At 55.2% G+C, this 22,243-nt stretch carries 19 protein-coding genes; 7 read left to right on the forward strand and 12 right to left on the reverse strand.

Annotation, left to right across the window (positions count from 1 at the left end):
* Positions 1 to 2: 2 nt before the first annotated feature.
* The 4 genes from CU041_RS08915 to CU041_RS08930 all read left to right on the forward strand — a co-directional run bounded on the left by CU041_RS08915 (position 3) and on the right by CU041_RS08930 (position 4,157).
* The gene (locus CU041_RS08915) at positions 3 to 1,787 is read left to right on the forward strand and encodes an acyl-CoA dehydrogenase C-terminal domain-containing protein (protein WP_101246563.1); all 1,785 of its coding nucleotides are present in this window, start codon (positions 3 to 5) and stop codon (positions 1,785 to 1,787) included.
* Between the two features lie 55 nt (positions 1,788 to 1,842).
* Complete coding sequence (locus CU041_RS08920) at positions 1,843 to 2,373, forward strand: thioesterase family protein (protein ID WP_101246564.1); 531 nt, start codon at positions 1,843 to 1,845, stop codon at positions 2,371 to 2,373.
* Positions 2,374 to 2,434: 61 nt separating this feature from the next.
* A complete protein-coding gene (locus tag CU041_RS08925; RefSeq protein WP_101246565.1) occupies positions 2,435 to 3,241 on the forward strand; it encodes an enoyl-CoA hydratase/isomerase family protein in 807 nt (268 codons plus the stop codon).
* Between the two features lie 22 nt (positions 3,242 to 3,263).
* Positions 3,264 to 4,157 (forward strand): SDR family oxidoreductase, encoded by an 894-nt coding sequence (locus tag CU041_RS08930; protein WP_101246566.1) that lies wholly within the window; start codon positions 3,264 to 3,266, stop codon positions 4,155 to 4,157.
* Positions 4,158 to 4,411: 254 nt separating this feature from the next.
* Here the strand turns inward: CU041_RS08930 and CU041_RS08935 are convergent, their stop codons facing one another.
* The 7 genes from CU041_RS08935 to CU041_RS08965 all read right to left on the reverse strand — a co-directional run bounded on the left by CU041_RS08935 (position 4,412) and on the right by CU041_RS08965 (position 13,982).
* Complete coding sequence (locus CU041_RS08935) at positions 4,412 to 4,909, reverse strand: hypothetical protein (protein WP_101246567.1); 498 nt, start codon at positions 4,907 to 4,909, stop codon at positions 4,412 to 4,414.
* Between the two features lie 159 nt (positions 4,910 to 5,068).
* Entirely contained in the window at positions 5,069 to 7,147 is a 2,079-nt protein-coding gene (gene mdoH, locus CU041_RS08940) for a glucans biosynthesis glucosyltransferase MdoH (RefSeq protein WP_233433055.1), read from the reverse strand.
* Between the two features lie 56 nt (positions 7,148 to 7,203).
* The gene (locus CU041_RS08945) at positions 7,204 to 8,979 is read right to left on the reverse strand and encodes a glucan biosynthesis protein (protein WP_101246568.1); all 1,776 of its coding nucleotides are present in this window, start codon (positions 8,977 to 8,979) and stop codon (positions 7,204 to 7,206) included.
* 349 nt (positions 8,980 to 9,328) lie between these two features.
* On the reverse strand, positions 9,329 to 10,927 hold the full coding sequence (locus CU041_RS08950) for a gamma-glutamyltransferase family protein (RefSeq protein ID WP_101246569.1): 1,599 nt from the start codon (positions 10,925 to 10,927) through the stop codon (positions 9,329 to 9,331).
* A gap of 23 nt (positions 10,928 to 10,950) precedes the next feature.
* Positions 10,951 to 12,474: a tripartite tricarboxylate transporter permease gene (locus tag CU041_RS08955; RefSeq protein WP_101246570.1), complete on the reverse strand. Its 1,524-nt coding sequence runs from the start codon at positions 12,472 to 12,474 to the stop codon at positions 10,951 to 10,953.
* 15 nt (positions 12,475 to 12,489) lie between these two features.
* A complete protein-coding gene (locus CU041_RS08960) occupies positions 12,490 to 13,041 on the reverse strand; it encodes a tripartite tricarboxylate transporter TctB family protein (protein ID WP_101246571.1) in 552 nt (183 codons plus the stop codon).
* Entirely contained in the window at positions 13,038 to 13,982 is a 945-nt protein-coding gene (locus CU041_RS08965) for a tripartite tricarboxylate transporter substrate binding protein (RefSeq protein ID WP_101246572.1), read from the reverse strand. Before CU041_RS08965 ends, CU041_RS08960 begins: the two co-directional genes overlap by 4 nt.
* A gap of 235 nt (positions 13,983 to 14,217) precedes the next feature.
* Between CU041_RS08965 and CU041_RS08970 the strand changes: the two genes are divergently transcribed.
* Both CU041_RS08970 and CU041_RS08975 read left to right on the forward strand, forming a co-directional pair.
* Positions 14,218 to 15,051: a sulfite exporter TauE/SafE family protein gene (locus tag CU041_RS08970; protein WP_101247005.1), complete on the forward strand. Its 834-nt coding sequence runs from the start codon at positions 14,218 to 14,220 to the stop codon at positions 15,049 to 15,051.
* Positions 15,052 to 15,162: 111 nt separating this feature from the next.
* Positions 15,163 to 15,834, forward strand: coding sequence for a FadR/GntR family transcriptional regulator (locus CU041_RS08975; RefSeq protein WP_101246573.1), 672 nt, complete (start codon positions 15,163 to 15,165; stop codon positions 15,832 to 15,834).
* Positions 15,835 to 15,920: 86 nt separating this feature from the next.
* Here CU041_RS08975 and CU041_RS08980 read toward each other — a convergent pair whose 3' ends face one another.
* From CU041_RS08980 to CU041_RS09000, 5 genes are all read right to left on the reverse strand, one after another.
* The gene (locus tag CU041_RS08980; RefSeq protein ID WP_101246574.1) at positions 15,921 to 16,679 is read right to left on the reverse strand and encodes an aspartate/glutamate racemase family protein; all 759 of its coding nucleotides are present in this window, start codon (positions 16,677 to 16,679) and stop codon (positions 15,921 to 15,923) included.
* Positions 16,676 to 17,503 (reverse strand): ABC transporter permease, encoded by an 828-nt coding sequence (locus CU041_RS08985; RefSeq protein WP_212733786.1) that lies wholly within the window; start codon positions 17,501 to 17,503, stop codon positions 16,676 to 16,678. The genes CU041_RS08980 and CU041_RS08985 overlap by 4 nt, the downstream gene beginning before the upstream one ends.
* Before the next feature lie 2 nt (positions 17,504 to 17,505).
* Positions 17,506 to 18,363, reverse strand: coding sequence for an ABC transporter permease (locus CU041_RS08990; protein WP_101246575.1), 858 nt, complete (start codon positions 18,361 to 18,363; stop codon positions 17,506 to 17,508).
* Between the two features lie 154 nt (positions 18,364 to 18,517).
* Entirely contained in the window at positions 18,518 to 19,831 is a 1,314-nt protein-coding gene (locus CU041_RS08995; RefSeq protein WP_101246576.1) for an ABC transporter substrate-binding protein, read from the reverse strand.
* 41 nt (positions 19,832 to 19,872) lie between these two features.
* Positions 19,873 to 20,958 (reverse strand): ABC transporter ATP-binding protein, encoded by a 1,086-nt coding sequence (locus CU041_RS09000; RefSeq protein WP_101246577.1) that lies wholly within the window; start codon positions 20,956 to 20,958, stop codon positions 19,873 to 19,875.
* A gap of 315 nt (positions 20,959 to 21,273) precedes the next feature.
* Here CU041_RS09000 and CU041_RS09005 point away from each other — a divergent pair, with 315 nt between their 5' ends.
* Entirely contained in the window at positions 21,274 to 22,005 is a 732-nt protein-coding gene (locus CU041_RS09005; RefSeq protein WP_101246578.1) for a GntR family transcriptional regulator, read from the forward strand.
* Positions 22,006 to 22,243: the final 238 nt, after the last annotated feature.

Genomic DNA, 22,243 nt, shown 5'->3' on the forward strand with positions numbered 1-22,243 from the left:
AAATGGCTGAATATAAAGCACCCCTGCGCGACATGCGCTTCGTCCTGACCGAACTGTTTGATTACAACGATATCAATCAGTTGCCCGGTTGCGAGGATTTCACCCCCGACGTCGTTGACGCCGTTCTCGAAGAAGCCGCCAAGGTCTGTGAAGAAATCCTGTTCCCGATCAACCGGTCGGGCGACGAGGAAGGCTGTACCTGGGATGACGGCGTTGTCACCACCCCCAAGGGTTTCAAGGAAGCCTATCAGACCTTTGCCGAAGGCGGCTGGACCGGCATTGCCTGTGACCCGGCCTATGGTGGTCAAGGCGCACCGAAATCGATCAATGCCTTGGTCGAGGAAATGATTTGTTCGACCAACCTGTCATTCGGGATGTATCCGGGTCTTTCGTTTGGTGCCTATGCCGCCATGCATGCCCATGCGTCCGACGAACTTAAGGACAAATACCTTCCGAAAATGGTCGAAGGCACTTGGTCCGGGACGATGTGTCTGACCGAACCCCATTGCGGTACCGATCTTGGCATCATCAAGTCCAAGGCCGAACCGCTCGATGACGGGTCCTATGCCATCACGGGAACCAAGATTTTCATCTCCGCAGGTGAACATGACCTGACGGAAAACATCATCCATCTGGTCCTGGCAAAATTACCCGATGCCCCAAAGGGCACCAAGGGCATCTCGCTTTTCCTTGTTCCGAAATTCATGGTCAATGATGACGGATCGCTTGGGGATCGAAATGCGGTAAAATGCGGCTCCATCGAACACAAGATGGGCATCAAGGCATCTGCCACCTGTGTCATGAACTTTGATGGCGCAATTGGCTATCTGGTCGGTGAACCCCATCAGGGCATGCCCGCCATGTTCACCATGATGAACCAGGAACGTCTGTCAGTCGGCATTCAGGGACTTGGTCTTGGCGAAGCCGCCTATCAGGGCGCGCGTGCCTATGCCAAGGACCGCCTTCAGGGCCGTGCTCTGACCGGTGCAAAATCGCCCGACAAGGCCGCCGATTCCATCATCGTGCATCCCGATGTGCGCCGTATGCTCCTGACCGCGAAGGCCACCAATGAAGGCTGCCGTGCGATGGGCATGTGGGTTGCCCGTGCCCTTGATACCGCCAAACATCATGAAGACCCGGTCAAACGCGAAGAAGCCGACGAATTCGTTCAGCTGATGACACCGATCGTCAAGGCACTGTTCACCGACTGGGGCTTTGACAATACCAACCTTGGTGTGCAGGTCTTTGGCGGTCACGGTTACATCCGCGAATGGGGCATGGAGCAATATGTCCGTGACGCCCGTATCGCCCAGATTTACGAAGGTACAAACGGTATTCAGGCGCTTGACCTTGTCGGTCGTAAAATGCCGACAAAGGCCGGCCGTTATCTTCGCCGTTTCTTCCACCCGGTTCAGGAATATATCGAAGCCAATGTCTCCAAGGACGGTCTTGGCGACTATGTCCAGCCGCTGGCAAAGGCGTTCATGCGCCTGCAACAGGCTACGGGTGAACTGGCACAGCGCGGCATGAAAAACCCGAACGAAGCCGGGGCCGCCGCAACCGAATTCCTGCGTCTGTTCGGTCTGGTGGCAGTTGGCTTCATGTGGGCCCGGATGGCCGAAGTCGCATTGGCAAAACAGGATGATGACCCGGACGGCTTCTATAAGGCCAAACTGATCACGGCGAAGTTCTATATGGAACGTATCCTGCCGCAATCAGGTGCCCTGTTCAGTCAGATGATGTCAGGGTCTTCGACCATGATGGCACTCGACGAGGAGCTGTTCTGATCATGGCTGCGGGCCGCATAAATCGTCAGACCACATCAGAAAACGGAGACATGTCGTGAACCTGATTTTCCGGCTGATCCGTGTGGTGATCCTGTCGCTGTTGCGGCCCCGCCTGCATCCGCTTGATCCATCCTGCCTGCATTTCCGGGCATGGCCACTGGATCTTGATATCAATGTCCATATGACCAATTCGCGCTATTTCGCGCTTATGGATCTGGGCCGGACCGAACTTATTGTCCGCAATGGCATCGCCAAACAGATGTTGAAACGCAAATGGCAACCGGTGGTGTCGGGATCAACAATGCGGTTCAAGCGCGCGATCAAGCCGTTCCAGAAATTCGCCCTCGAAACCCAGGCACTCTATTGGGATGACAAGGGTTTTTATCTTGAACAACGCTTTGTTTCTGATGGCAAAACCCTGGCGCTTGGCGTGGTCAAGGCCGTGTTTGTCGGTCCGGAAGGTATCGTCACCCCGCAAGAAGTCTGTCGTCTGGTCGGGGCGGACCAGAATTCGCCTGTCATGCCCGACTGGCTATCGGGCTGGCCCGATATGGAAAGCGCAATAGAAGCCCGGCTTGCGATTTAATACCGGCCCAATCCACGATAGCCGGAACAAAAAAAGCGGCAACCCCGCGGGAGGAAATCACATGACATCGACCGACGCCGTATTGCTGAACATCACCGATGACATCGCGACGATCACGCTAAACCGGCCAGACCGGATGAATGCACTTGATCACGCAATGATCGCCGGTTTCTCCGATGCGCTTGACAAGATCGAAGCTCAAAGCAGCCAAATCGGTGCTGTGATCCTTGAAGGATCGGGTGGCACTTTCATGGCAGGCGGCGATGTCAAATTCTTCTATCAGATGACGCAATCATCTGCCGAGGAAACCCGTTCGGTGATTGATGCCATGATCAGCCGCGTGCATGACATTGTTATCCGCCTGACTGCCCTTCCCTGTCCGGTGATTGCCAAGCTTGAAGGTGCGGTTGCCGGGTTTGGCGTCAGCCTGATGAATGCCTGCGATCTTGCCATCGCTGCGGAAGAAACCGTTTTCACCCTGGCCTATATCCATATCGGCACCTCGCCCGATGGCGGTTCGACCCATTCGCTTACCCGGTTGGTCGGCATGAAAAAGGCCAAGGAAATTGCCCTGTTCGGTGATCGTTTCGGCGCGGACGAAGCCCATGATTGCGGCCTGATCAACAAGGTTGTGCCCGCCGATCAACTGGCATCGGCGACGGCGAATTATGCAGCCCGTCTGGCATCCGGTCCGCGCGGTGCCATTGCACGTACCAAGGCGCTTCTGAATGCCGCCCCACAGGCAACCCTGACAGAACAACTGACAGCCGAAGCCAAATCATTTGCCGAGTGCGCCGTCAGTGCCGATTTCCGCGAAGGCGTTACCGCCTTTGTTGAAAAACGCAATCCGCGCTTTGGCAAATCATAAAAAGAACCCAGGGAAATAAACGATGACTAGTCTTAAAGGCAAAACACTGTTCATCACCGGTGCATCTCGCGGTATCGGCAAGGAAATTGCCCTTCGCGCAGCCCGCGACGGTGCCAATGTCGCGATCATCGCCAAAACCGATGAACCTCACCCCAAACTTCCCGGCACGATCCATTCGGCTGCTGCCGAGATCGAGGAAGCGGGTGGCAAGGCCCTGGCCCTTAAGACCGACATTCGCGACGAAGAACAGATTGCCGACGCTGTTGCCAAAACGGTCGCAACATTCGGTGGCATCGATATCCTGATCAACAATGCCAGCGCGATCAATCTGACCCCGACCTTGCAAACACCCATGAAGCGGTTTGATCTGATGCATCAGGTCAATACACGGGCGACTTTTGCCTGCGCACAGGCCTGCCTGCCGCATCTTTTGAAGTCGGATAACCCGCATATCCTGACCATGTCGCCACCGCCCAACCTGTCACCACAATGGTTTGCCAATCACACGGCCTATACCATTTCGAAATACGGCATGAGCCTGGTGACCCTTGGTCTGGCGGCCGAATTTGCTGATGACGGGGTGGCCGTCAATTCGCTTTGGCCGGTCACCGTGATTGAAACTGCCGCCCTTAATATGATCCCCGGTCTGGAACAGGGCCGCGCGCGCACCCCGCAAATTCTGGCCGATGCCGCACACGCCATCCTGACCGCGCCCGCACGCGAAGTGACCGGCGGCTTCTTTACCGATGAATCCGTGCTTGAAGCCATCGGAATTACCGATTTCGAACCCTACAACCTGACACCGGGCAAACCGCCCTATCCGGATTTCTTCCTTGAGCTTGATCGCAACGGAAAGAACGATCCCGCGGTTGCAGGGCTTCTTGAAAAACTGGGCCGCTTTCACAAAGCAGCCTGAAGATTTGGCGTCGGGGAAGTGTGTGTCCCGGCGTCTGGTAGGGGCCTGATTTGACGAGCGTGGAAACCCCACACGGAAAATCGGGCTCTCTCGCCCGCTGAACTAAACCCGCCCTTTTGGGGCGGGTTCTTTTTTTGAAAATCTTTGGCCGTTACACATAAAGACACCGCCAAATTGCTGGCGGTGTCTACCTTCGCAAAACGCATTAACGTTGAGGGTAAAGATGAAAAAGCGTGGGCGAAGGATTTACCGGGTTACGATGCCCGGCGTTCGAGTGCCCGTTTTTCCAGTGTCTGGCGCGGCATCTCACAGGCCTTAAGGCTGGGTGTCGGCAGCATCATCTGAACCGAAAGTGCCATGGCAAGATCACGATGATCACCATCCTGATCAAGGAACCGGCTCGACCAGATGCCGTCACGGTTTGCCGACAGGAAAGCGCAGCGCAACATGGAAAATGACGCCGATCCATAGCAATCCTGCTGACCGGTCACACGGGCAAGCCATCCGGCAATCGCGTCATGTGCGGCCTGATCGAGGATATCCTGCATGCTTGCCCGGTCATGACTTGCAACACTGTCTGCGGCCAGCGCATCGCGCAGGGCATTGATCAGACGCTGATTGGCCTGTGCATCGGACATGATTCCAAATGACCGAAGCCAGGCGCGTGCTGTGTCTTCGATCAGACGGGTCATTGCGGCCGACTCAAATGCGGCATAGGAAAAACCCTGTGATGCAACGGTCATATCAGTCATGTGTTTGGCCCTCCGGGCAGTAAACGATCATCGGCGATTAACGCTTCGTTAAGGATAAGCATCGCTGAAAAAACGCGGGATAATTTGCTCGAATCTGGGCGTTTTTGTGGCGCACAAGATTCTTTTAAAACAATTGGTTAGACAAAGCGCTTTTGAAAATCAGGACCCGTTGACATCCCGGCCCGCCATGATCTGGTCAAGCGGTTTGACCGGCCAGGACAGGATCAGGATTTTTTCATCACGTGTCAGACTTTCGATGCCCAGCCGGGCAAGCTTTTCATAGATGATGCCGATCTCGATCGTGGTCCGCGCATCGGGTTTGCGGACCGGAAGCAATGCTGAATGCAGGGCATTGGCATACGGGTCCTCGATCAGGCGCATCAGGCCATCCTTGACGTCCCCGTCGACCAGCTCGGCGCTGATCCGCGCCAAACCGCGCAGTTCATCGGGGCTGTCATATTCTTCCGGCGTCAGGAAAAGCTTCATCCGGCGTGCGGCCTTGCCGATTGCAAGACTGCTCGAATAATGGGTCAGCCACGGCGACAGAACCAGTCCAGCCAGAATCGGTGACAGCCACCAGAAGAACGCCGTATCGACAAAGACGGCAACCGCCCCCCAGACCAGACCGATGACAATGATCGTCCGATGGGTTTTAAGCGCTGCCTTGAACGGCACACCGGCATCGTCACGTTCCTGCGCATCCCAGCCAACCTGATTGCCGGTCAAAACCGAAAACACGAACTGGGAATGCAGCATCATCATGATCGGGGCCTGCAAGGCCGAATAGATCGTTTCGAACAAGCCACTGAACAGAACCATGACCCCGCCATACTTCTTGCGGTCACGGCCCAGACACACCATCAGGATCGAGATGATTTTCGGCAAAACCAGCATCCCGATGGTAAAGATCAGCAACACCAGCATCTCGAACGACCGGTCCACCGGCCATTGCGGAAACATGGTGAAATGCCCCGGAAAGAAGCTGTATGTCAGCTGTGTGTTTTGCAGCGTCGCAATGGTCGAACTCAGCAACAGCAACAGCCAAAGCGGCGATGAGACAAAACTCATCACCCCCATAAAGAAGTGCAAACGACTAAGCGGTTTGAAACCGGGTGCAACCATCAGGCGCGCATGCTGCATATTGCCCTGGCACCATCGACGGTCACGGATGGCAAAATCGATCAGGTTGGGCGGCAATTCTTCCCAGCTGCCTTCCAGCTGTGGGATCAGCCAGCACCGCCAGCCTGCCTTGCGCATGAAGGCGGCCTCGACGAAATCATGGCTCAGGATATGGCCACCCATCGGCGGTTTGCCCGACAGAACCGGAAGCCCGCAACATTCAATGAATGCCTTGGTGCGAATGATCGCGTTATGGCCCCAATAGTTCGAACTGCCCATGCACCAGAATGACAAACCCGCCGACATGGTCGGACCATGCACACGCGAAATGAACTGCAAGATTCGGGCAAACAGGGTCTGGCGACCGGTCGGTTGCGGCGGGCTCTGGATAATACCGGCATCCGGATTGTTTTCCATCAGATAGGCCATATTCACCATGGCCTCGCCCGACATCACACTATCGGCATCGAAAACGATCATGTGATCGTAATTGGCCGCATAGGTTTCGCAGAATTCCTTGAGGTTGCCCGATTTGCGTTCGGTGTTTTCCGGACGACGGCGGAAAAAGATTTTCCCGCGCGCATTCAAATCCGTACAGGCCTTTGCCCATGCCAGTTCCTCGGCGATCCAGATATCGGGATCGCGGGTATCAGACAGAACAAAAAAGTCAAAGGCTTCAAGCTCGCCGGTTTTGGCAAGACTTTCATAGCTTGCACGCAAACCGGCAAAGACCCGGTTGGGGTCTTCGTTATAAACCGGAATCACGACAACGTTTTTGGAACGCAGCGGTCCCTTGCGCACGATCGGTTTCAGGCGCTTTAACGTGATGGCATCAAGCTTGAGCCCGCGCAGGATCAACCCGACAATCCCGGTAAAGAACGAAAGTGAAATCCAGGCAAAGTTGATGGTAAAGAATGCCACCACCACCATTTCCATGATGGTCAGTTGATCGGCACCCAGAACATCTGTCATCAGCCATGCGGCATAGGCCGTGGCAGCAATCGACGCTCCGAACAAAAACAGACGCCGCTGACCAACACCGGGGCCACGTAACTGGACCGTCGGGTCATACTGGGTCTCTGAAATGTTTTCGTTTCTATGGTCAGACTTCTGACTCATCTGCATCTACCTGAATGTCGCATCTGTGTGAACGGCACGGTCCGGAAAATCCGGGATCAAAAAACCCACGGCATGGTCCAGGTTTCACTAAGGACCCTGTCCTTGTGAAGAAGAAATACCCGAAGGTTGCTTGAACGCGCCTCGCCATCATTGACCAGATCAAAGAACACGCGCACACCGCCGTTTTCCGAATCCGGCATCACACGGATGTTTTCAATCTTGCCTTCGGACGCGCTGACATCTGCCCGCATGTTTTTGGCATCGCCAATGAAATAGTCCAGATCACCACCGGCAAAATTCAAGACGAACCGGGTACGGCCGGCATCATCATCGCCCTGGGATGCGATGCGCATGATCCGCGTATCGGTCGCCTGGGCCAGATCGTGCAAACCGCCGCCATCACGGGTCGCTGTGATGCTGTATTCAATTTCCATCTCGCCACCGGCCACCGGTTTGGTTTCCGGCACCCAATAGGCAACGATATTGTCATTGGTTTCAGACGGGCTTGGAATTTCCACCAGTTCGACATGGCCCTTGCCCCAATTGCCTTTGGGGGTGACCCAGTAACCGGGCTGGCGATCAAACCGGCGTTCAAGATCCTGGTAATGATCGAAATTGCGATCCCGCTGCAAAAGCCCGAAGCCGATCGGATTTTCATCCAGAAACGAGCTCATCTGTAGGTGAACCGGGTTATCAAGCGGCCGCCACAACCATTCGCCACGTCCATTATTGATCAGAAGCCCGTCACTGGAATGAACTTCGCCGCGATAATCGTCAAAGGACCGGCGACGCTGTTCACCAAACAGGAACATGCCGTTCAGCGGCGCGATACCGATCTTTTCGACACCATCACGGAAAAACAGATTGGCTTTGACATCGGCCTGACTGCGCGTGCCCGGATTGATTTCAAACCGGAAGGCACCGGTTACCCTCGCACTGTCAAGCAGGCCATAGACCGTAATCGTCTGATCGCCCTTTTTCGGCTCGACAATCCAGAATTCACGAAATACCGGGATTTCTTCGCCAGTCGGGCCGGCAAGGTCAATGGCAAGTCCACGCGCCATCTGGCCAATCGATTGTCCTTCGCCCTGAAGACGGAAATAGGACGCACCGAGGAAGCGGGTCAGCTCATCGCTGCTGCCGACATTCGACAACGGATAGCGCAACCGGAACCCGGCATAGCCCTGGGTCGAGAAATCATTGCCCGAAAGTCCGGTCTTGCCGAAATCAAAAAGACCGGCAGAAAACGGAATGACCTGGATTTCACCGTCGCGCACCAGATTGATGGCGACCGGCACATCATACATGTTGCCCGGGTGAAACAGCTCAAGCGAGAAGTCCGAATTATCCGGATTGAAGAAGGCGCGCTGCGACTTGAAGCGGATCTGGTCATACGCATCCGAGCTCAGATTGGCCAGTGCATCGGGCAATTCACGATGCGGGTTTTCAAACGGCGCATTCGCAAGTGCACGTGCCCGTTCAATCACCATGGCCGGATCAAACATGACCGGTGCGCTGACTGCCGGTTTCTGGCTGTCTGCCTGATCGGCATTGTCGACCTGTTCTTCGGATGTCTGTTCGGATGCCGCGGTTGCGTCATTGTCGGTCGCAGGCTGCGCGTCGGGGGTTGCCACCGGCGCAACGGGTTTGACCTGTGCCTCTGATGCGGGCGCGGGCGCAACATCCGTATTGGCGGGCTGTGCCGCTGCCGGGTCGTTTGACTGTGCTTGTGCCAGTAACGGGGTGCCAAACACGACTGTTCCGGTCGCGATTGCAACCAGAAGGACATGCTTTAAAACCAGCGCCGTGCGCCGCGGAAAATGATGCGTCATGCCTCTATACGCTACCAACCATTGGATTTTTTCGATTTGTTCAGTGTGCTTGTGCACAAAAAACAGGGCAGGAATATGTCGCCATCAGGGAAAGAATCCGCAAAACCTGACAAGGCCCCCTGCCATAACTGATCGCTTTATACCTGTCGATGGCCTGTACGAAGCGTCATTTTTGCATGGGCTATCCCCCTGAAATGCGGCACTTTCCATCTTGACAGATGCCGGAAATCCCAAGGGGCCCTGTATGTTGAGTCGTCCCGGCCATGCGCAAAGAAAAAGGCCGGCCCATTACTGGGCCGACCCTGCTTTCAGATGACTGCGAATGCCGATCCGAAAATCTGTTCTTTCATCAATAGCCGACGGCACATCCGTCCTTGCGTGGATCGGAACCGGCGACATATCCGGCCTCGGTCTTGGCAATCAGCTGGGCACCACCAAAACCGAAATTGGTGCCATCTGGCGTTTCGACCTTGATGGCATGGCCCTTGGCCTTGAGCGCATCGATAACCTCATGACCAAGCGATGCTTCAACCGCAACATCAAGTCCCGACAGTGCCTGCCAGCGCGGTGCATCGACCGCAGTTTGCGGATCCTGGCCCCAAAGCTGGGTACGCAGGGTCATTTGCAGATGTCCCTGGGCCTGCATCGGGCCGCCCATCACGCCAAAGCTCATGATCGGGTTTCCGGTATCGCTCATCAGGAATGCCGGAATGATGGTCTGGAACGGACGTTTTCCACCTTTGACAAGGTTGGGATGACCGTCTTTCAGGCTGAAACCGTGACCACGGTTTTGCAGGCTGATCGAAGTTCCCGGCACCACGACACCGGACCCGAAGCCCATATAGTTCGACTGGATGAACGACACCATCATGCCGTTTTCGTCGGCCGCGGTCACATAAACCGTCCCGCCATGCTTTGGCGCACCGGCCTTGAAATCCTGTGCCTTGTTGGCATCGATCAATGCCGCACGGGATTTCAGATAATCATCCGACAAAAGATGTTCCACCGTAACATCGGTCATGTAATCAAGATCGGCGACATAGGCCCGCATATCGGCAAAGGCCAGTTTCATGGCCTCGATCTCAAGATGCAGGGCCTCGGCCGAATCAGGCTGATAATCGGTGATATTGGTATGACGCAGAATGCCCAGCGCGATCAGGGCTGAAATCCCCTGACCATTTGGCGGGATTTCATGCAGTTTCACTTTGCCGAAGCTTTGTGAAATCGTGCCGACCCAATCGGCCTTGTGATTGCCAAGATCATCCTCGGACAGGGCAGCGCCATGTTCCTTGGCAAAAGCTGCGATCTTCGTGGCAAGCTTGCCGCGATAGAAACTTTCACCTTTGGTTTCGGCAATGTCGATCAGGCTGTCGGCAGCGGCCTTGTTTACAAACAGCTCGCCCGCCTTGGGGGCCTTGCCATTCGGAAGAAACGCCTCGGCAAAGCCCGGCTGCTTGCCCAGCAATTCCCCACCCTTTTCCCAAAGGGTGGCAATGATCGGCGACACCGCAAATCCGCGCGATGCATATTCGATGGCCGGTTCAAACAGCTTTTCGAACGGCAATTTGCCAAATTTGGTGGAAATTTCCTGCCATGCGGAAACCGCACCCGGGGTGGTTACCGATTCCCAACCACGCTGAGGCATCTTGTCTGCGCCGGCAAATCGTTCGGGGTTCCAGGCCGCCGGTGCGCGACCCGATGCATTCAGCCCGTGCAGTTCCTTGCCATCCCAGATGATGGCATAGGCATCCGAACCAAGTCCGTTACCGGTCGGCTCAACCACGGTAAGGGCGATGGCCGACGCCAAGGCCGCATCGGCGGCATTGCCACCTGCCAGCAACATGCGCAGGCCTGCCTGTGCGGCCAATGGCTGGGATGTGGAAACCATGTTGCGCGCCAGAACCGGTGACCGGCGTGAGGCATAAAGCGCGTCATGACGAAGTTTCATAGGAGTCTCCTCAAAGCAGTGGCCTAGTCGCCATCTTGTTCATCGGTGGCAGGACGGTCTTTTCGGCGCATCTTGAGAACCGAACGGACGCTGAAGATAACAGACAGAACAGCAGCCGCCAGCAATACAGCCGAAATCGGACGGGTAAAGAATACCGTCCAGTCCCCGTCACTCATCAATGCACGGCGCAGGTTGGTTTCGGCAATCGGCCCAAGGATCACACCCAGAACCAGCGGCGCCAACGGATAATCGAGCGATTTCAGCCCGTATCCGACAAGCCCGATCGCACCAAGCAGATAAAGATCGGTTACCCGGTTATTGAGTGCAAAGGCACCGATCACACAACAGATCATCACGGTCGGTACAATGAACTGTTTGGGAATGTCGGTCACCCGCAGGAACAGGCGCATCGACAGAACACAAACCACCAGCATCATCAATGATGCAACAACCATGGCAACGAACATGCCATAGGCCAGATCGGCATGATCCATGATCAGACGCGGACCAACCGAAATGCCATGCACCATAAGGGCCGCCATCAGGATCGCATCAACCGCCGACCCCGGAATACCCAGCGCGATCATCGGGATCAAACCACCACCGGCCGTGGCAGAGTTCCCGGCTTCGGACGCGATCACACCATTTGGCGTGCCCTTGCCGAATTCTTCCGGGGTTTTGGAGCTGCGCTTGGCCTGGTCATAGGCCAAAAGGTTGGCAATCGACCCGCCCGCACCGGGCAGTGCGCCAATAAACACACCGATCAGCGATGAGCGCACCAGATTGACCGGATGCATCAGAACTTCGCGCATCACAGCCCAGGTCTTGAATTCAATCACATCAGGGATCAGCGCACCCTTGTTGTCATTCTTCCCATGGTCCTCGACTTCGCCCATCAGCTGACTGATGGCAAAAATGCCGATCAAGACAATCAGGAACGGCAAGCCCGGCATCAGAATATCAGACTCAAAGGTCAGACGCGGGCGGCCCATCATCGGGTCCGGGCCGATCGTTGCCAGACCAAGACCGATCACACCGGCAATCAGGCCACGCATCAATGAATTGCCGACCAGACTTGCAACAATCGTCAGCGCAAACACGATCAGCGAAAAATATTCCCATGGGCCAAGCTTGACCGCAATCAGCGCAAGTGGCGGGGCTGCAACAATCAGAATGATTGTGGAAATCACCGTGCCAAAGAACGACGCCCAGACACCAAGCGACAATGCACGTCCGGGCTCGCCCCCGCGCGCCATCGGAAAGGCATCAAAAGTGGTGGCTACCGAACTTGGCGTTCCGGGAATACCAAGCAACGCGGCACTGATCAGACCGCCGGTATAACCACCGACATAAACCGACAACATCACCGAAACCCCCTGAAGCGGTTCCATGGTAAAGGTCAGCGGCAAGGTCAGAATGATGGCCATGGTCACAGTAAAACCGGGAATGGCCGCTGCAACGATCCCGGCAACGGAACCGATCAGCATGTAAATCAGGGTATCGAATGCGAAAACCTGATGGGCACCGGCAAGAAATGCATCCAACATGATCGTAAACTTCTTTTAGCCCGCGAACAGCATGCCGCGCGGGAGAAACACGTTAAAGACTTCGGCAAACAGCAGATTCAAGCCAACCGAGAAAATCAGGGCGGCGATCACGGACTGTATGACGGTCTTTTTCGAAATGCCTGCGATCATAAGCTGGCTGATCAGCAGAAAAACAAAGGTCGCCAGCGAAAAGCCGGCAAAGGGCAATGCGCCAAGATAGACAACCAGCAAGCCAAACAGCGCAAAGGATATCCGGCGGACCTTGACCCAGCTGCACAACGCTTCGCCAAGCGCGTCAAGCTGACCGGCCTTGCGGATATCAATAATCGCCCGGATGGCTGCAATCAGGCACAGACCTGCAAGAACGCCAAAGACCAGCTGCGGGAAAGACCCGGCACCCAGCGGTTCCCAGCGCGAGGTCGGCAATTCACCTGCCCGCAGGGACAAATAAACCGAACCAGTTCCGAAAACGATATAGGAAACCAGCCGCGCAAATTCTGTTCTTGCACGAGAAGCAGCGGGTGCCGATGCACCCGCTGCTGCTGATTTCTCAGCCCCGTTCGTCATCCTGCGAGCTTGCCGACCAGACGGTTAACCGTGTCAGACAGCTTGCCGAGATATGCCTTGTAGGCATCCTGGCCAAGGAAGACCGGCTCGGAACCGACATTCTTGATTTTTGCGCGAACGTCTTCGTTCTGCATGACTTTTTCCAGATGTGCTTCAAGCGCATCTGCAACATCCTGCGGGGTGCCTTTGGGCAGAACAACACCGCGGGTCACAGCCAGATCAAGATCATGACCAAGTTCGGCAAAGGTACGAACATCAGGCTCATCGGCGGTACGTTCCGGCATGCCGACAGCAGCAAAGATCAGATCGCCGTTTTCAACAAACTGACCAGCCGAGGAAACATCACCAATCGCAACGTCGATATTGCCGCCAACCAGCGCACGGATACGCTGACCGGTACCTTCGTAACCGACATAGGAGAACTGGATACCAAATGCGTCTTCAATCATCGCCATATGAAGGTGCGGAACACCTGCAAGGGTAACACCGGCGCGAACCGCACCCGGATGATCCTTGGCAAAGGCAACCATTTCTTCAAAGGTCGAGAAGTTCTCGTTCTTCGAGAAGGTCAGATATTGCGGCGACGACGTCACCAGCGCGATCGGCATGAAGCTGTCCCAGTTCAGGTCGGTGATGCCCGTACCATTGGAAATCAGCAGGCCTTCGTGGATCTGCGAGATGGTGTAGCCGTCAGCCGGACGCTTTGCGAATTCTGCCAGACCAACATTGCCGCCAACGCCCGGCATGTTGATGACCGGAACAGCCTGACCGGTTTCTTCGGCAAGACCCTGTGCGACCAGACGCATCAGCGTGTCACTGCCGCCACCCGGACCCCAGGGAACGATGAATTCAATCGGTTTTTCGGGATAGTCCTGCGCCTGTGCAGGTCCTGCAATGGCAGCCGCCATCAGACCAGCGGCAACAGCAATCTTGCGGAACATGTCAATGCCTCCTGATAAATCTACTGGATCAATTAAAACCAATTATTTTTTGGTTCGTTCATTTTGTCGACATATTGTTGTCATCGTAACTTGCCATCCGCAACCCTAAAAACGCGAAACTACGTATTTTTCGCCATAATTATGGATTTCAGGCGCAAAATCATTGCCAAATGGATAGGACTGGCGTTACTACCAATAACATATAACCGTAAAAATTGGTTTGGATTGGTTCAAGATGATTGAAATCGAAGGCACCATGAGCCTTTATCTGATCTGGGCCGCTGCAATGCTGTTTGCCGGCGTTGTCGGCGGCATTATGGCTGGCCTGCTGGGCGTGGGTGGCGGGATCGTGATTGTCCCGGTGCTCTACCATTTTCTGACCACCATGGGCGTTGATGAATCGTTGCGCATGCAGGTCGCTGTGGCCACCTCGCTCACGACAATCATTGCAACCGCGATCTCGTCGACTCGCAGCCACTATAAAAAAGGTTCGGTCGATATTGCCCTTCTCAAACACTGGGGTCCGGCAATTGTCGTCGGGGTGATTATCGGCACCGCGATTGGCGGCCTTGCCGATGGTCGCGTCCTGACCATCGTCTTTGCCGTGGTGGCAATTCTGGTTGCGGCGAACATGATGCTGGTCAAGGACCGCGAAACGGACGAAGCCAAAAACCCGCCGAAATCGGTCTGGGCGGTTCTGGGCGTCCTGGCCGGAAGCCTGTCGGCAATGATGGGAATTGGCGGGGGAACCATCTGTGTTCCGGTACTCAATTTCCTGGGATATGACATTCGCCGTGCGGTCGGAACGGCGGCTGCGATCGGCCTGATCATCGCCCTTCCCGGGACCATCGGCTATGCGATGTCGGGGATCGGTGTTGACGGTCGTCCGCCATTTTCGATTGGCTATGTCAACGTTCTGGCGGCAGCCCTTTTGATCCCGATGACGGTTCTGTGCGCACCGATCGGGGCACGCATTGCCCACACCATACCGCGACGTGCATTGCGCATGTGTTTCGGCCTGTTTCTGGCCATCACATCATTGCGAATGTTCTATGATCTGATTAACTGATATCAGAAACAAAGACTTGCGATCCGAACCAGTCTTCTGGGAGATGGCACCACAAAAAACCGGTGCAGATTGGTTCGGATACAGGGAACGCCATAATAAAGAACAAAGACCATGAATGACCTTGTGACCCACGGATTGGCTGAAAAGCTCAAATCCGGATTTGCCCGCGGCGAATTTGTCAAAGACGGCCGTGTCATTGCCGAACGCAACCTTGCCGAACAGCTTGATGTCGGACGCAGGGCATTGCGCAAGGCACTTGATCTGCTTGAAGCAGAAGGCCTGATATGGCGCCGCCAGGGTCAGGGAACTTTTGTCGGCACGCCCCCGACACCGCGCCTGCGCAAGCTTGAAGGCATCGCCACCAAAACAAGCCCGTTTGAAATCATGGAAGTCCGTCAGGAAATCGAACCGTCCATGGCACGGTTTGCGGCCCTGCGCGCATCCCAGGGCGACATTGATGCCATGCGGACCATGGTCGAAAATGCCGCACGCGCCACCACCCAGGGCGAATATGAAAAATGGGATGCGGCCTTTCATCAGAAACTGGCCGAATCGGTCAAGAACACCCTGTTTCTTGCCGTATTCGAAGCCGTAAACGCCGTTCGCCGTGACGCTGCCTGGGCCCGCATGCGCGAAAGCAGCCATTCCGACAGTCTGATCAATGATCTGAGCGCCCAGCACCGCGACATCGTCAATGCCATTGAACAGCGCGACCCCAAACGCGCCGAAGAAGCCATGCGCCGCCACCTCGCACAGGTCGAGCAGGCCCTGAAACAAAGCTGACCGGCAAAATATCGGCTTTAAGCAAACATAAAAAAGGCCCGTCACTATGCGGGCCTTTGTTGATTATGGCAGGCGGAAACACCCAATCAGCCTTGCGGCGCAAACCCCGCAAACACGCCGTGATAGGCCTTTGATGGCGGCGCGGCATAGGCCCCGGCCTTGCTGGTGCGAATGCCCAGCATTGCCAAGGCTTCGATCATTTTGACCGCCGCACTGACCCCGTCAATCACCGGCACGCCAAGTTCCGCCTGAAGACGCTGCGCAATATCGGTCATACCCGCACAGCCCAGAACAATTGCTTCGGCATGGTCATTGGCAAGGCAAATCTCGGCCTGTTTCTTTAACGCGCCATAGGCCATGGCGGCATTTTCACCTTCGAAATCAAGGGTCCGCACACCTGCGGCACGCACCACGCATTGCGATGAAGCCCCGTATTTCGACACCAGATGTTCAAGCGGACGCACCGAAACCGGCATCGGTGTCACAATTGCAAAGCGCGACGCAACAACCGCTGCCATGCGAAGGGCTGCTTCGCACAATCCCATCACCGGGGCCGCGGTCAAACAGCGTGCCGCATCAACCCCCGTATCATCAAAACACGCCACCACATAACCGCCAACCGGATCGGCAAGCTGTTCGGGCGCCGCTTCAAGATCACGAATAACTGACAGCAACCCGACACTGGCAAAGGCCTCGTCGTAATAGCCTTCGATGCTGTCCGGACCAAATTGCGGATTAAGGGCAAGCACGGCGGTACCGTCCGCCACAATCCGTTTTGCCTGATCACCGACCTTTTTGGTGAATCCCGTCGACAGGTTGGGATTGATGACAGCAATCCGGCTCATGCTTTTTGCCCCTTGCGACGCCGAAGGATCATGACCGATCCCAAGGCAATTCCGATCACCAGGAACGAGAAACCGGTGGTTACTGTACCAAGCGCATAAAGAACCGGCGTCGTGACATTGGTGGTCATGCCATAAATCTCAAGCGGCAAGGTATTAAGCGCCCCGGCCGTCATCAGGGTACGGGCAAATTCATCGTAAGACAGGGTAAAGGAAAACATCGCAACCCCGATCAGGCTCGGCCCCACCATTGGCAGAACCACATACTGGATCGTCTGCCAGTTGCTCGCCCCCAAATCGCGCGCGGCTTCCTCGTAAGACGGATCAAACCGGTTAAAGACCGCAAACATGATCAAAAGACCAAACGGGAAGGTCCATGTCAGATGCGCACCAAGGGCGGATGTGAACCATTGCGGCTGCCATTCGATGATATTGAACAGCAACCCGATCCCCAGTGAAATCAGGATCGACGGCACAATCAGACTGGCAATCGCCAGATAGAAAATCACACTGTCGCCACGGAAGCGCTTGCGGAATGCCAGACCGGCCATGAACGAAACCACCACAGTCACGACCATGACAATCAGGCCAAGCTTCAGTGACCGGGTAAATGATCCGCCAAAATCACCCACGGCCTGCTGTTCAAACAGATTGCCAAACCAGTGGAACGAAAACCCGTTCATCGGAAAGGTCAGCCCCCCATTTTCCCCCTGGAATGACAGGATAAAGATGGTCAGCATCGGCCCGTACAGGAACAGAACGAACAGGGTGAAAAAGGCCGCAAGGATATAAAAGCTTGTCGAGCGCCGTTCACGCGTGATTGCCATGATCACAGCTCCTTCCGGATATCAACAAGGCGCAAAAGCCCGGTCACAATCAGCAACACCGTGATCAGAAGCACCACCGCACTTGCCGCCGCGGCCGGGTATTGCAAAAGCCCGATCTCGTTTGAAATCTGCAAACCGACCGACGCACTTTGCCCGCCACTCATCAAACGCACCGTGATGAAATCCCCCATCACCACGGTGATGACAAAGATCGAACCAATGGCAATGCCCGGCTTTGACAGCGGCACAATGACCGATTTCAGGGTTTCGAACCCGCTGGCCCCGGCATCGCGCGCCGCCTCAATCAGGGAACGATCAATCCGCATCATGGAGTTGAAAATCGGCACCACCATGAAAAGCGTATAGAGATGCACATCTGCCAGCACGACTGCGAAATCGGAAAACAGAAGGAACTCAAGCGGTTGATCGACAATTCCCAGATTGATCAGTGCCGAATTCAAAAGACCGTTGCGACCAAGGAATGGAATCCACGAAATCATCCGGATGATATTTGACGTCCAGAACGGGATCGTACACAGCATGAAAAGCACGATCTGCCAGGTCAGACTGCGCACATGGAACGCCAGGAAATAGGCAACCGTAAAGCCGATCGACAAGGTAAAGACCCAGGTCAATGCTGCATATTTCAACGTATTGAGATAAATTTTCCAGGTCACCGATGACCCGAGCAAATAGCTGTAATTTTCCAAAATAAAATCGGGCAGGATCCGGTATTCGTCATAGTCCCAGAAACTGACAATCACGATGGTCAGAAGCGGTATGACAAGAAAGACCGCAAAGATCGCCGCCATCGGCGTGATCAGAAAATAGGACGATCGTTTGGACGTATCAAAAGCCATTATCTGTCCCTAAAAGCTCTGGCCGCGATGCTTTGACATTGCTGTCTGGCGCAAAAACTGCCGCACACACGGATCAACCGGACAACTGAAATTATTAAACCGGGGTGCCGAGCGCGGCCAAAACCGCGCCCGATCAAAATCTTTGAACCCACGCTTAGGCCGCGATGAATTCGTTCCACTTGCGGACCATGTGCTTGTTCTCGTCCATGACAGAGTTCCAGCACGCGACCGAGCCCATGCGCTCTTCGTAGGAACCGCCATCGCGAACAGCACCGGCTTTTTCCATGACCTTGCCATCCGGGCTAAGGATATCGCCCTGGGCTTCCTTGCCTTCCATCCAGAAGCCCCATTCGTCTTCGGACATGAACTTCTTCGCGGTTTCCGGTGCCGCACTGTAGTAACCCTGACGGTTAAGATACGCACCAACCCAGCCCGACAGGTACCAGTCGATATATTCATAAGCCGCTTCAAGCTCGAGACCCGAAAGATGCTTGGCAAGGCCGATACCGCCACCCCATGCACGATAGCCTTCCTTGAGCGGCTGATAGGTGCATGCGATGCCCTTGGAACGAACGGCTGCAACCGCCGGTGACCACATGGACTGAATGACAACTTCGCCCGATGCCATCAGGTTGACCGACTCATCGAAGCTCTTCCAGAAGGCACGGAACTGGCCGGCTTTTTTGGCATCAATCATCACCGCGATGGTCTTGTCGATTTCTTCCTGGGTCATGTTGCCCTTGTCGCCATAGGTGACTTCGCCCATGGCTTCACAAACCATCGCCGCATCCATGATGCCGATCGACGGGATGTTCAGGATCGATGCCTTGCCCTTGAATTCAGGATCAAGCAGATCGGCCCAGCTGGTGATCGGACGGCTGATCAGGTCGGGGCGGATACCAAGGGTATCGGCGTTATAAATGGTCGGGATCAGGGTCATCCACTGGGTCGGTGCCGATGCAAATGTGGTGCTGTCCGCACCTTCAACAAAGCCGACTGTATGCGGTGCGGTGCCCTGAGCAATTTCGGAATCAGGCGTCAGTTTGCCATCGATGAACAGCTTGGAAATATACTGATAATTCTTAAGCTTGGTCGTATCCATCGGCTGCATGGTGCCAGCCGGGAAGACTTTCTTACAGATCCAGTATTCGATATCGGCAATATCGAACGAGTTCGGCTGGGTCACGGCGCGCTGGGCAACCGCATCGGAATCAAGGGCCGTCATCTGAAGGGTAAAGCCAAGATCTTCTTTGACCTTGTCAGCAACTGCATTGATGTTCGAAACACCGGTACCGAACTGTCGCAGCGTCACATTCTTGATGTTCTGCGCCCAGATGGTCGGGAACCCGGTGATGGCACCAGAACCAATCGCGGCACCGGTTACGGCAGCCGCCCCTTTGACAAAACCGCGGCGCGATACACCGGCATCGCTCAGCAAATTCTTTGACTTCTTGGTCTCGATCGTCATGTGAAGCACTCCTGATAGATTGTTTTGGTTTGGTTGGTTATTCACGCCAGAACATGGGCATGTTCGGGCTTCCAATAGGCGATGTATTTGTCCTGCCGCCTTACTGGCGCCTGCCGAAATTCGCTTTCGGTCTTCATCAGGGTTATTTCCTTGCCGTCGCTTGTGGTCGCGACGATCCTTACCCACAGGCCGAGATATTCGACCGTGGTAATCTCGACAGGGATTTGCCCGTTTTGGGCCTCTTGCGGGGCCGTTTCATCCAGACCGATCAGATCGGTCCGAATGGTGAATTCCAGTTCCTCGCCCGCCTTGCCATCCGCAAAGCCCGGCAGGAAAAAGCTGTCCGGCCCCCGCGCAAGCAACGTGCCCGCTGGACCGGACTCCGAAACCGTTCCTTTGAAAATGTTCTGACCGCCCATGAAATTGGCGATGAAGCGCGATTTTGGCTGGTTGAAGATTTCCTGCGGTGTGCCTTTTTGACGGATGATGCCGTCTTCCATCACCACCACCATGTCCGAAAGTGCCAGGGCCTCGTCCTGGGCGTGGGTCACATGGACAAAGGTAATGCCGAGTTCCTGCTGCAAACGACGCAGCTCGTCGCGCATGCGTGCACGCAAAAACGGATCAAGTGCTGAAAGCGGCTCGTCAAGCAACAGAACGGATGGTTCGGTAATCAATGAACGGGCCAGGGCAATGCGTTGCTGCTGGCCACCGGAAAGCTGATCGGGTTTGCGATCGGCAAACTGGGCCATCTGCACCCGCGTCAGCATTTCCATCGCCCGTTCCTTGCGATCGGCTGGCGACACGCCCTGCATTTTCAGGCCAAAGGCGACATTTTCCGCACAGGTCATATGCGGGAAAAGCGCGTAATTCTGGAACATCATCGCCGTGCCACGCTTGACCGGCGGCAATTCGGTCACATTGCGATCCCCGATCAGAAGATCGCCTTCGCTGATCACTTCGTGGCCGGCGATCATGCGCAATGTCGTCGACTTGCCACAGCCCGACGGGCCAATCAAACAGCAATACGCCCCTGCGGGAATTTGCAGGTCAATGGACTTGACCGCCTGCGTGCTGCCATAAAACTTACTGACAGCAATTAGTTCGATGGCTCCGTTGCCCTTCATCCGCTCACCCGTCACTGCATGCAAAATTGTTAACAATCCTGTTGTCGATTGCAGGCAAAATGCGTGCCACTTGTTTTTATTGGCGGTTTTGTGCGGGACGCCCGGCCTATCCCGTCCAACATGGCGGGAATGCTGCTTGTTTTATGCTCACGTATTGTGCATTTTTTGCGCATTATGGTTTACGTGGTCAATTTAAATGCAATTTCTGCGCATAGCATTCATTCGATGGGGTGATTTTTTATTGTCCAAATCGTCAACAATTTTGTAGAAAGAATATATCGCGCGAAAACATAAACGACGGAAAGCATCGTCAAGATGGCCAAGGCCGAAGAAACCGGCAGCTATAAAGGCAGTGGCAAGCTGCGCCCGGAGGAAATGATCTATCAGGAAATGCTCGACGCGATCCTTGATCGCCGTCTTGAACCGGGCATGAAACTGGTCGAAGAAGACCTGGCCAAGACCTTTGGCGTCAGCCGCGCACGCATCCGCGCCACATTCCTGCAACTTGCCCATGACAAGCTGATCAACCTTGTGCCCAATCGCGGGGCTTTTGTTGCCGAACCGACCATCGACGAGGCCATCGAAGTCTTTTCAGCCCGCCGCATGATCGAAGACGGCGTTGCCCGCAAGGTTGCGGTTTCCATGACGGACGCGCGTGCCGCCCAGATCAAAAGCCATCTGGACCGGGAACATGATGCCCATCATCGCGGCGATCATCGTGCTGCCATCATCCTGTCGGGCGAGTTTCATCTGCTTCTGGCCCGCCTGACCGGCAATCTGGTGATCGAAGAATTTCTGGAACGCCTGATCCTGCGCACATCGCTGATCATTGCCATGTATGAAAGTCCGCAACCTGTCGATTGCTCACATACCGAACATGACGATCTTCTAAAAGCACTGACAAGCGGCGATCCGGATATTGCAGCAGCCGAAATGTCGCGCCATCTCGATGCCATTCGCGACCGACTGCAACTTCAGCGCCCCAAACCCGGCAAGACGGACTTTGCCAGCATCTTTGGCCGCACACCAAAATCAGCTGCAAGCTGACCGGTGCCCGAGGCAACCCGGGGCAGCCAGTACCTTCGGGAACATACCCACCCCACGCCAACCAAGACCAGACCGGACCAAATCACCGCACACTTGGGATGACGCACCACAAGACATGCCCGAAACACCGCTGCGGATTTATTGGCTCGACCTGTCATCAGCACAGTCGCCACCAAACGGACTACGATTTAGTGGCCGGGGCGCAACAGGCACGCAGCCATGTTTTTGATCTCCTGAT

The sequence above is a fragment of the Thalassospira povalilytica genome (assembly GCF_002844235.1).
In the GTDB taxonomy this organism is placed as follows: Bacteria; Pseudomonadota; Alphaproteobacteria; order Rhodospirillales; family Thalassospiraceae; genus Thalassospira; species Thalassospira povalilytica.

What these genes read in the sequence shown, in the direction of transcription:
- CU041_RS08915 (WP_101246563.1), top strand. Translation starts at nt 3, where the DNA reads ATGGCTGAATATAAAGCACCCCTGCGCGACATGCGCTTCGTCCTGACC.
- CU041_RS08925 (WP_101246565.1), top strand. Translation starts at nt 2,435, where the DNA reads ATGACATCGACCGACGCCGTATTGCTGAACATCACCGATGACATCGCG.
- CU041_RS08930 (WP_101246566.1), top strand. Translation starts at nt 3,264, where the DNA reads ATGACTAGTCTTAAAGGCAAAACACTGTTCATCACCGGTGCATCTCGC.
- CU041_RS08935 (WP_101246567.1), bottom strand. Translation starts at nt 4,909, where the DNA reads ATGACTGATATGACCGTTGCATCACAGGGTTTTTCCTATGCCGCATTT.
- mdoH (WP_233433055.1), bottom strand. Translation starts at nt 7,147, where the DNA reads ATGAGTCAGAAGTCTGACCATAGAAACGAAAACATTTCAGAGACCCAG.
- CU041_RS08945 (WP_101246568.1), bottom strand. Translation starts at nt 8,979, where the DNA reads ATGACGCATCATTTTCCGCGGCGCACGGCGCTGGTTTTAAAGCATGTC.
- CU041_RS08950 (WP_101246569.1), bottom strand. Translation starts at nt 10,927, where the DNA reads ATGAAACTTCGTCATGACGCGCTTTATGCCTCACGCCGGTCACCGGTT.
- CU041_RS08955 (WP_101246570.1), bottom strand. Translation starts at nt 12,474, where the DNA reads ATGTTGGATGCATTTCTTGCCGGTGCCCATCAGGTTTTCGCATTCGAT.
- CU041_RS08960 (WP_101246571.1), bottom strand. Translation starts at nt 13,041, where the DNA reads ATGACGAACGGGGCTGAGAAATCAGCAGCAGCGGGTGCATCGGCACCC.
- CU041_RS08965 (WP_101246572.1), bottom strand. Translation starts at nt 13,982, where the DNA reads ATGTTCCGCAAGATTGCTGTTGCCGCTGGTCTGATGGCGGCTGCCATT.
- CU041_RS08970 (WP_101247005.1), top strand. Translation starts at nt 14,218, where the DNA reads ATGATTGAAATCGAAGGCACCATGAGCCTTTATCTGATCTGGGCCGCT.
- CU041_RS08975 (WP_101246573.1), top strand. Translation starts at nt 15,163, where the DNA reads ATGAATGACCTTGTGACCCACGGATTGGCTGAAAAGCTCAAATCCGGA.
- CU041_RS08980 (WP_101246574.1), bottom strand. Translation starts at nt 16,679, where the DNA reads ATGAGCCGGATTGCTGTCATCAATCCCAACCTGTCGACGGGATTCACC.
- CU041_RS08985 (WP_212733786.1), bottom strand. Translation starts at nt 17,503, where the DNA reads ATGGCAATCACGCGTGAACGGCGCTCGACAAGCTTTTATATCCTTGCG.
- CU041_RS08990 (WP_101246575.1), bottom strand. Translation starts at nt 18,363, where the DNA reads ATGGCTTTTGATACGTCCAAACGATCGTCCTATTTTCTGATCACGCCG.
- CU041_RS08995 (WP_101246576.1), bottom strand. Translation starts at nt 19,831, where the DNA reads ATGACGATCGAGACCAAGAAGTCAAAGAATTTGCTGAGCGATGCCGGT.
- CU041_RS09000 (WP_101246577.1), bottom strand. Translation starts at nt 20,958, where the DNA reads ATGAAGGGCAACGGAGCCATCGAACTAATTGCTGTCAGTAAGTTTTAT.
- CU041_RS09005 (WP_101246578.1), top strand. Translation starts at nt 21,274, where the DNA reads ATGGCCAAGGCCGAAGAAACCGGCAGCTATAAAGGCAGTGGCAAGCTG.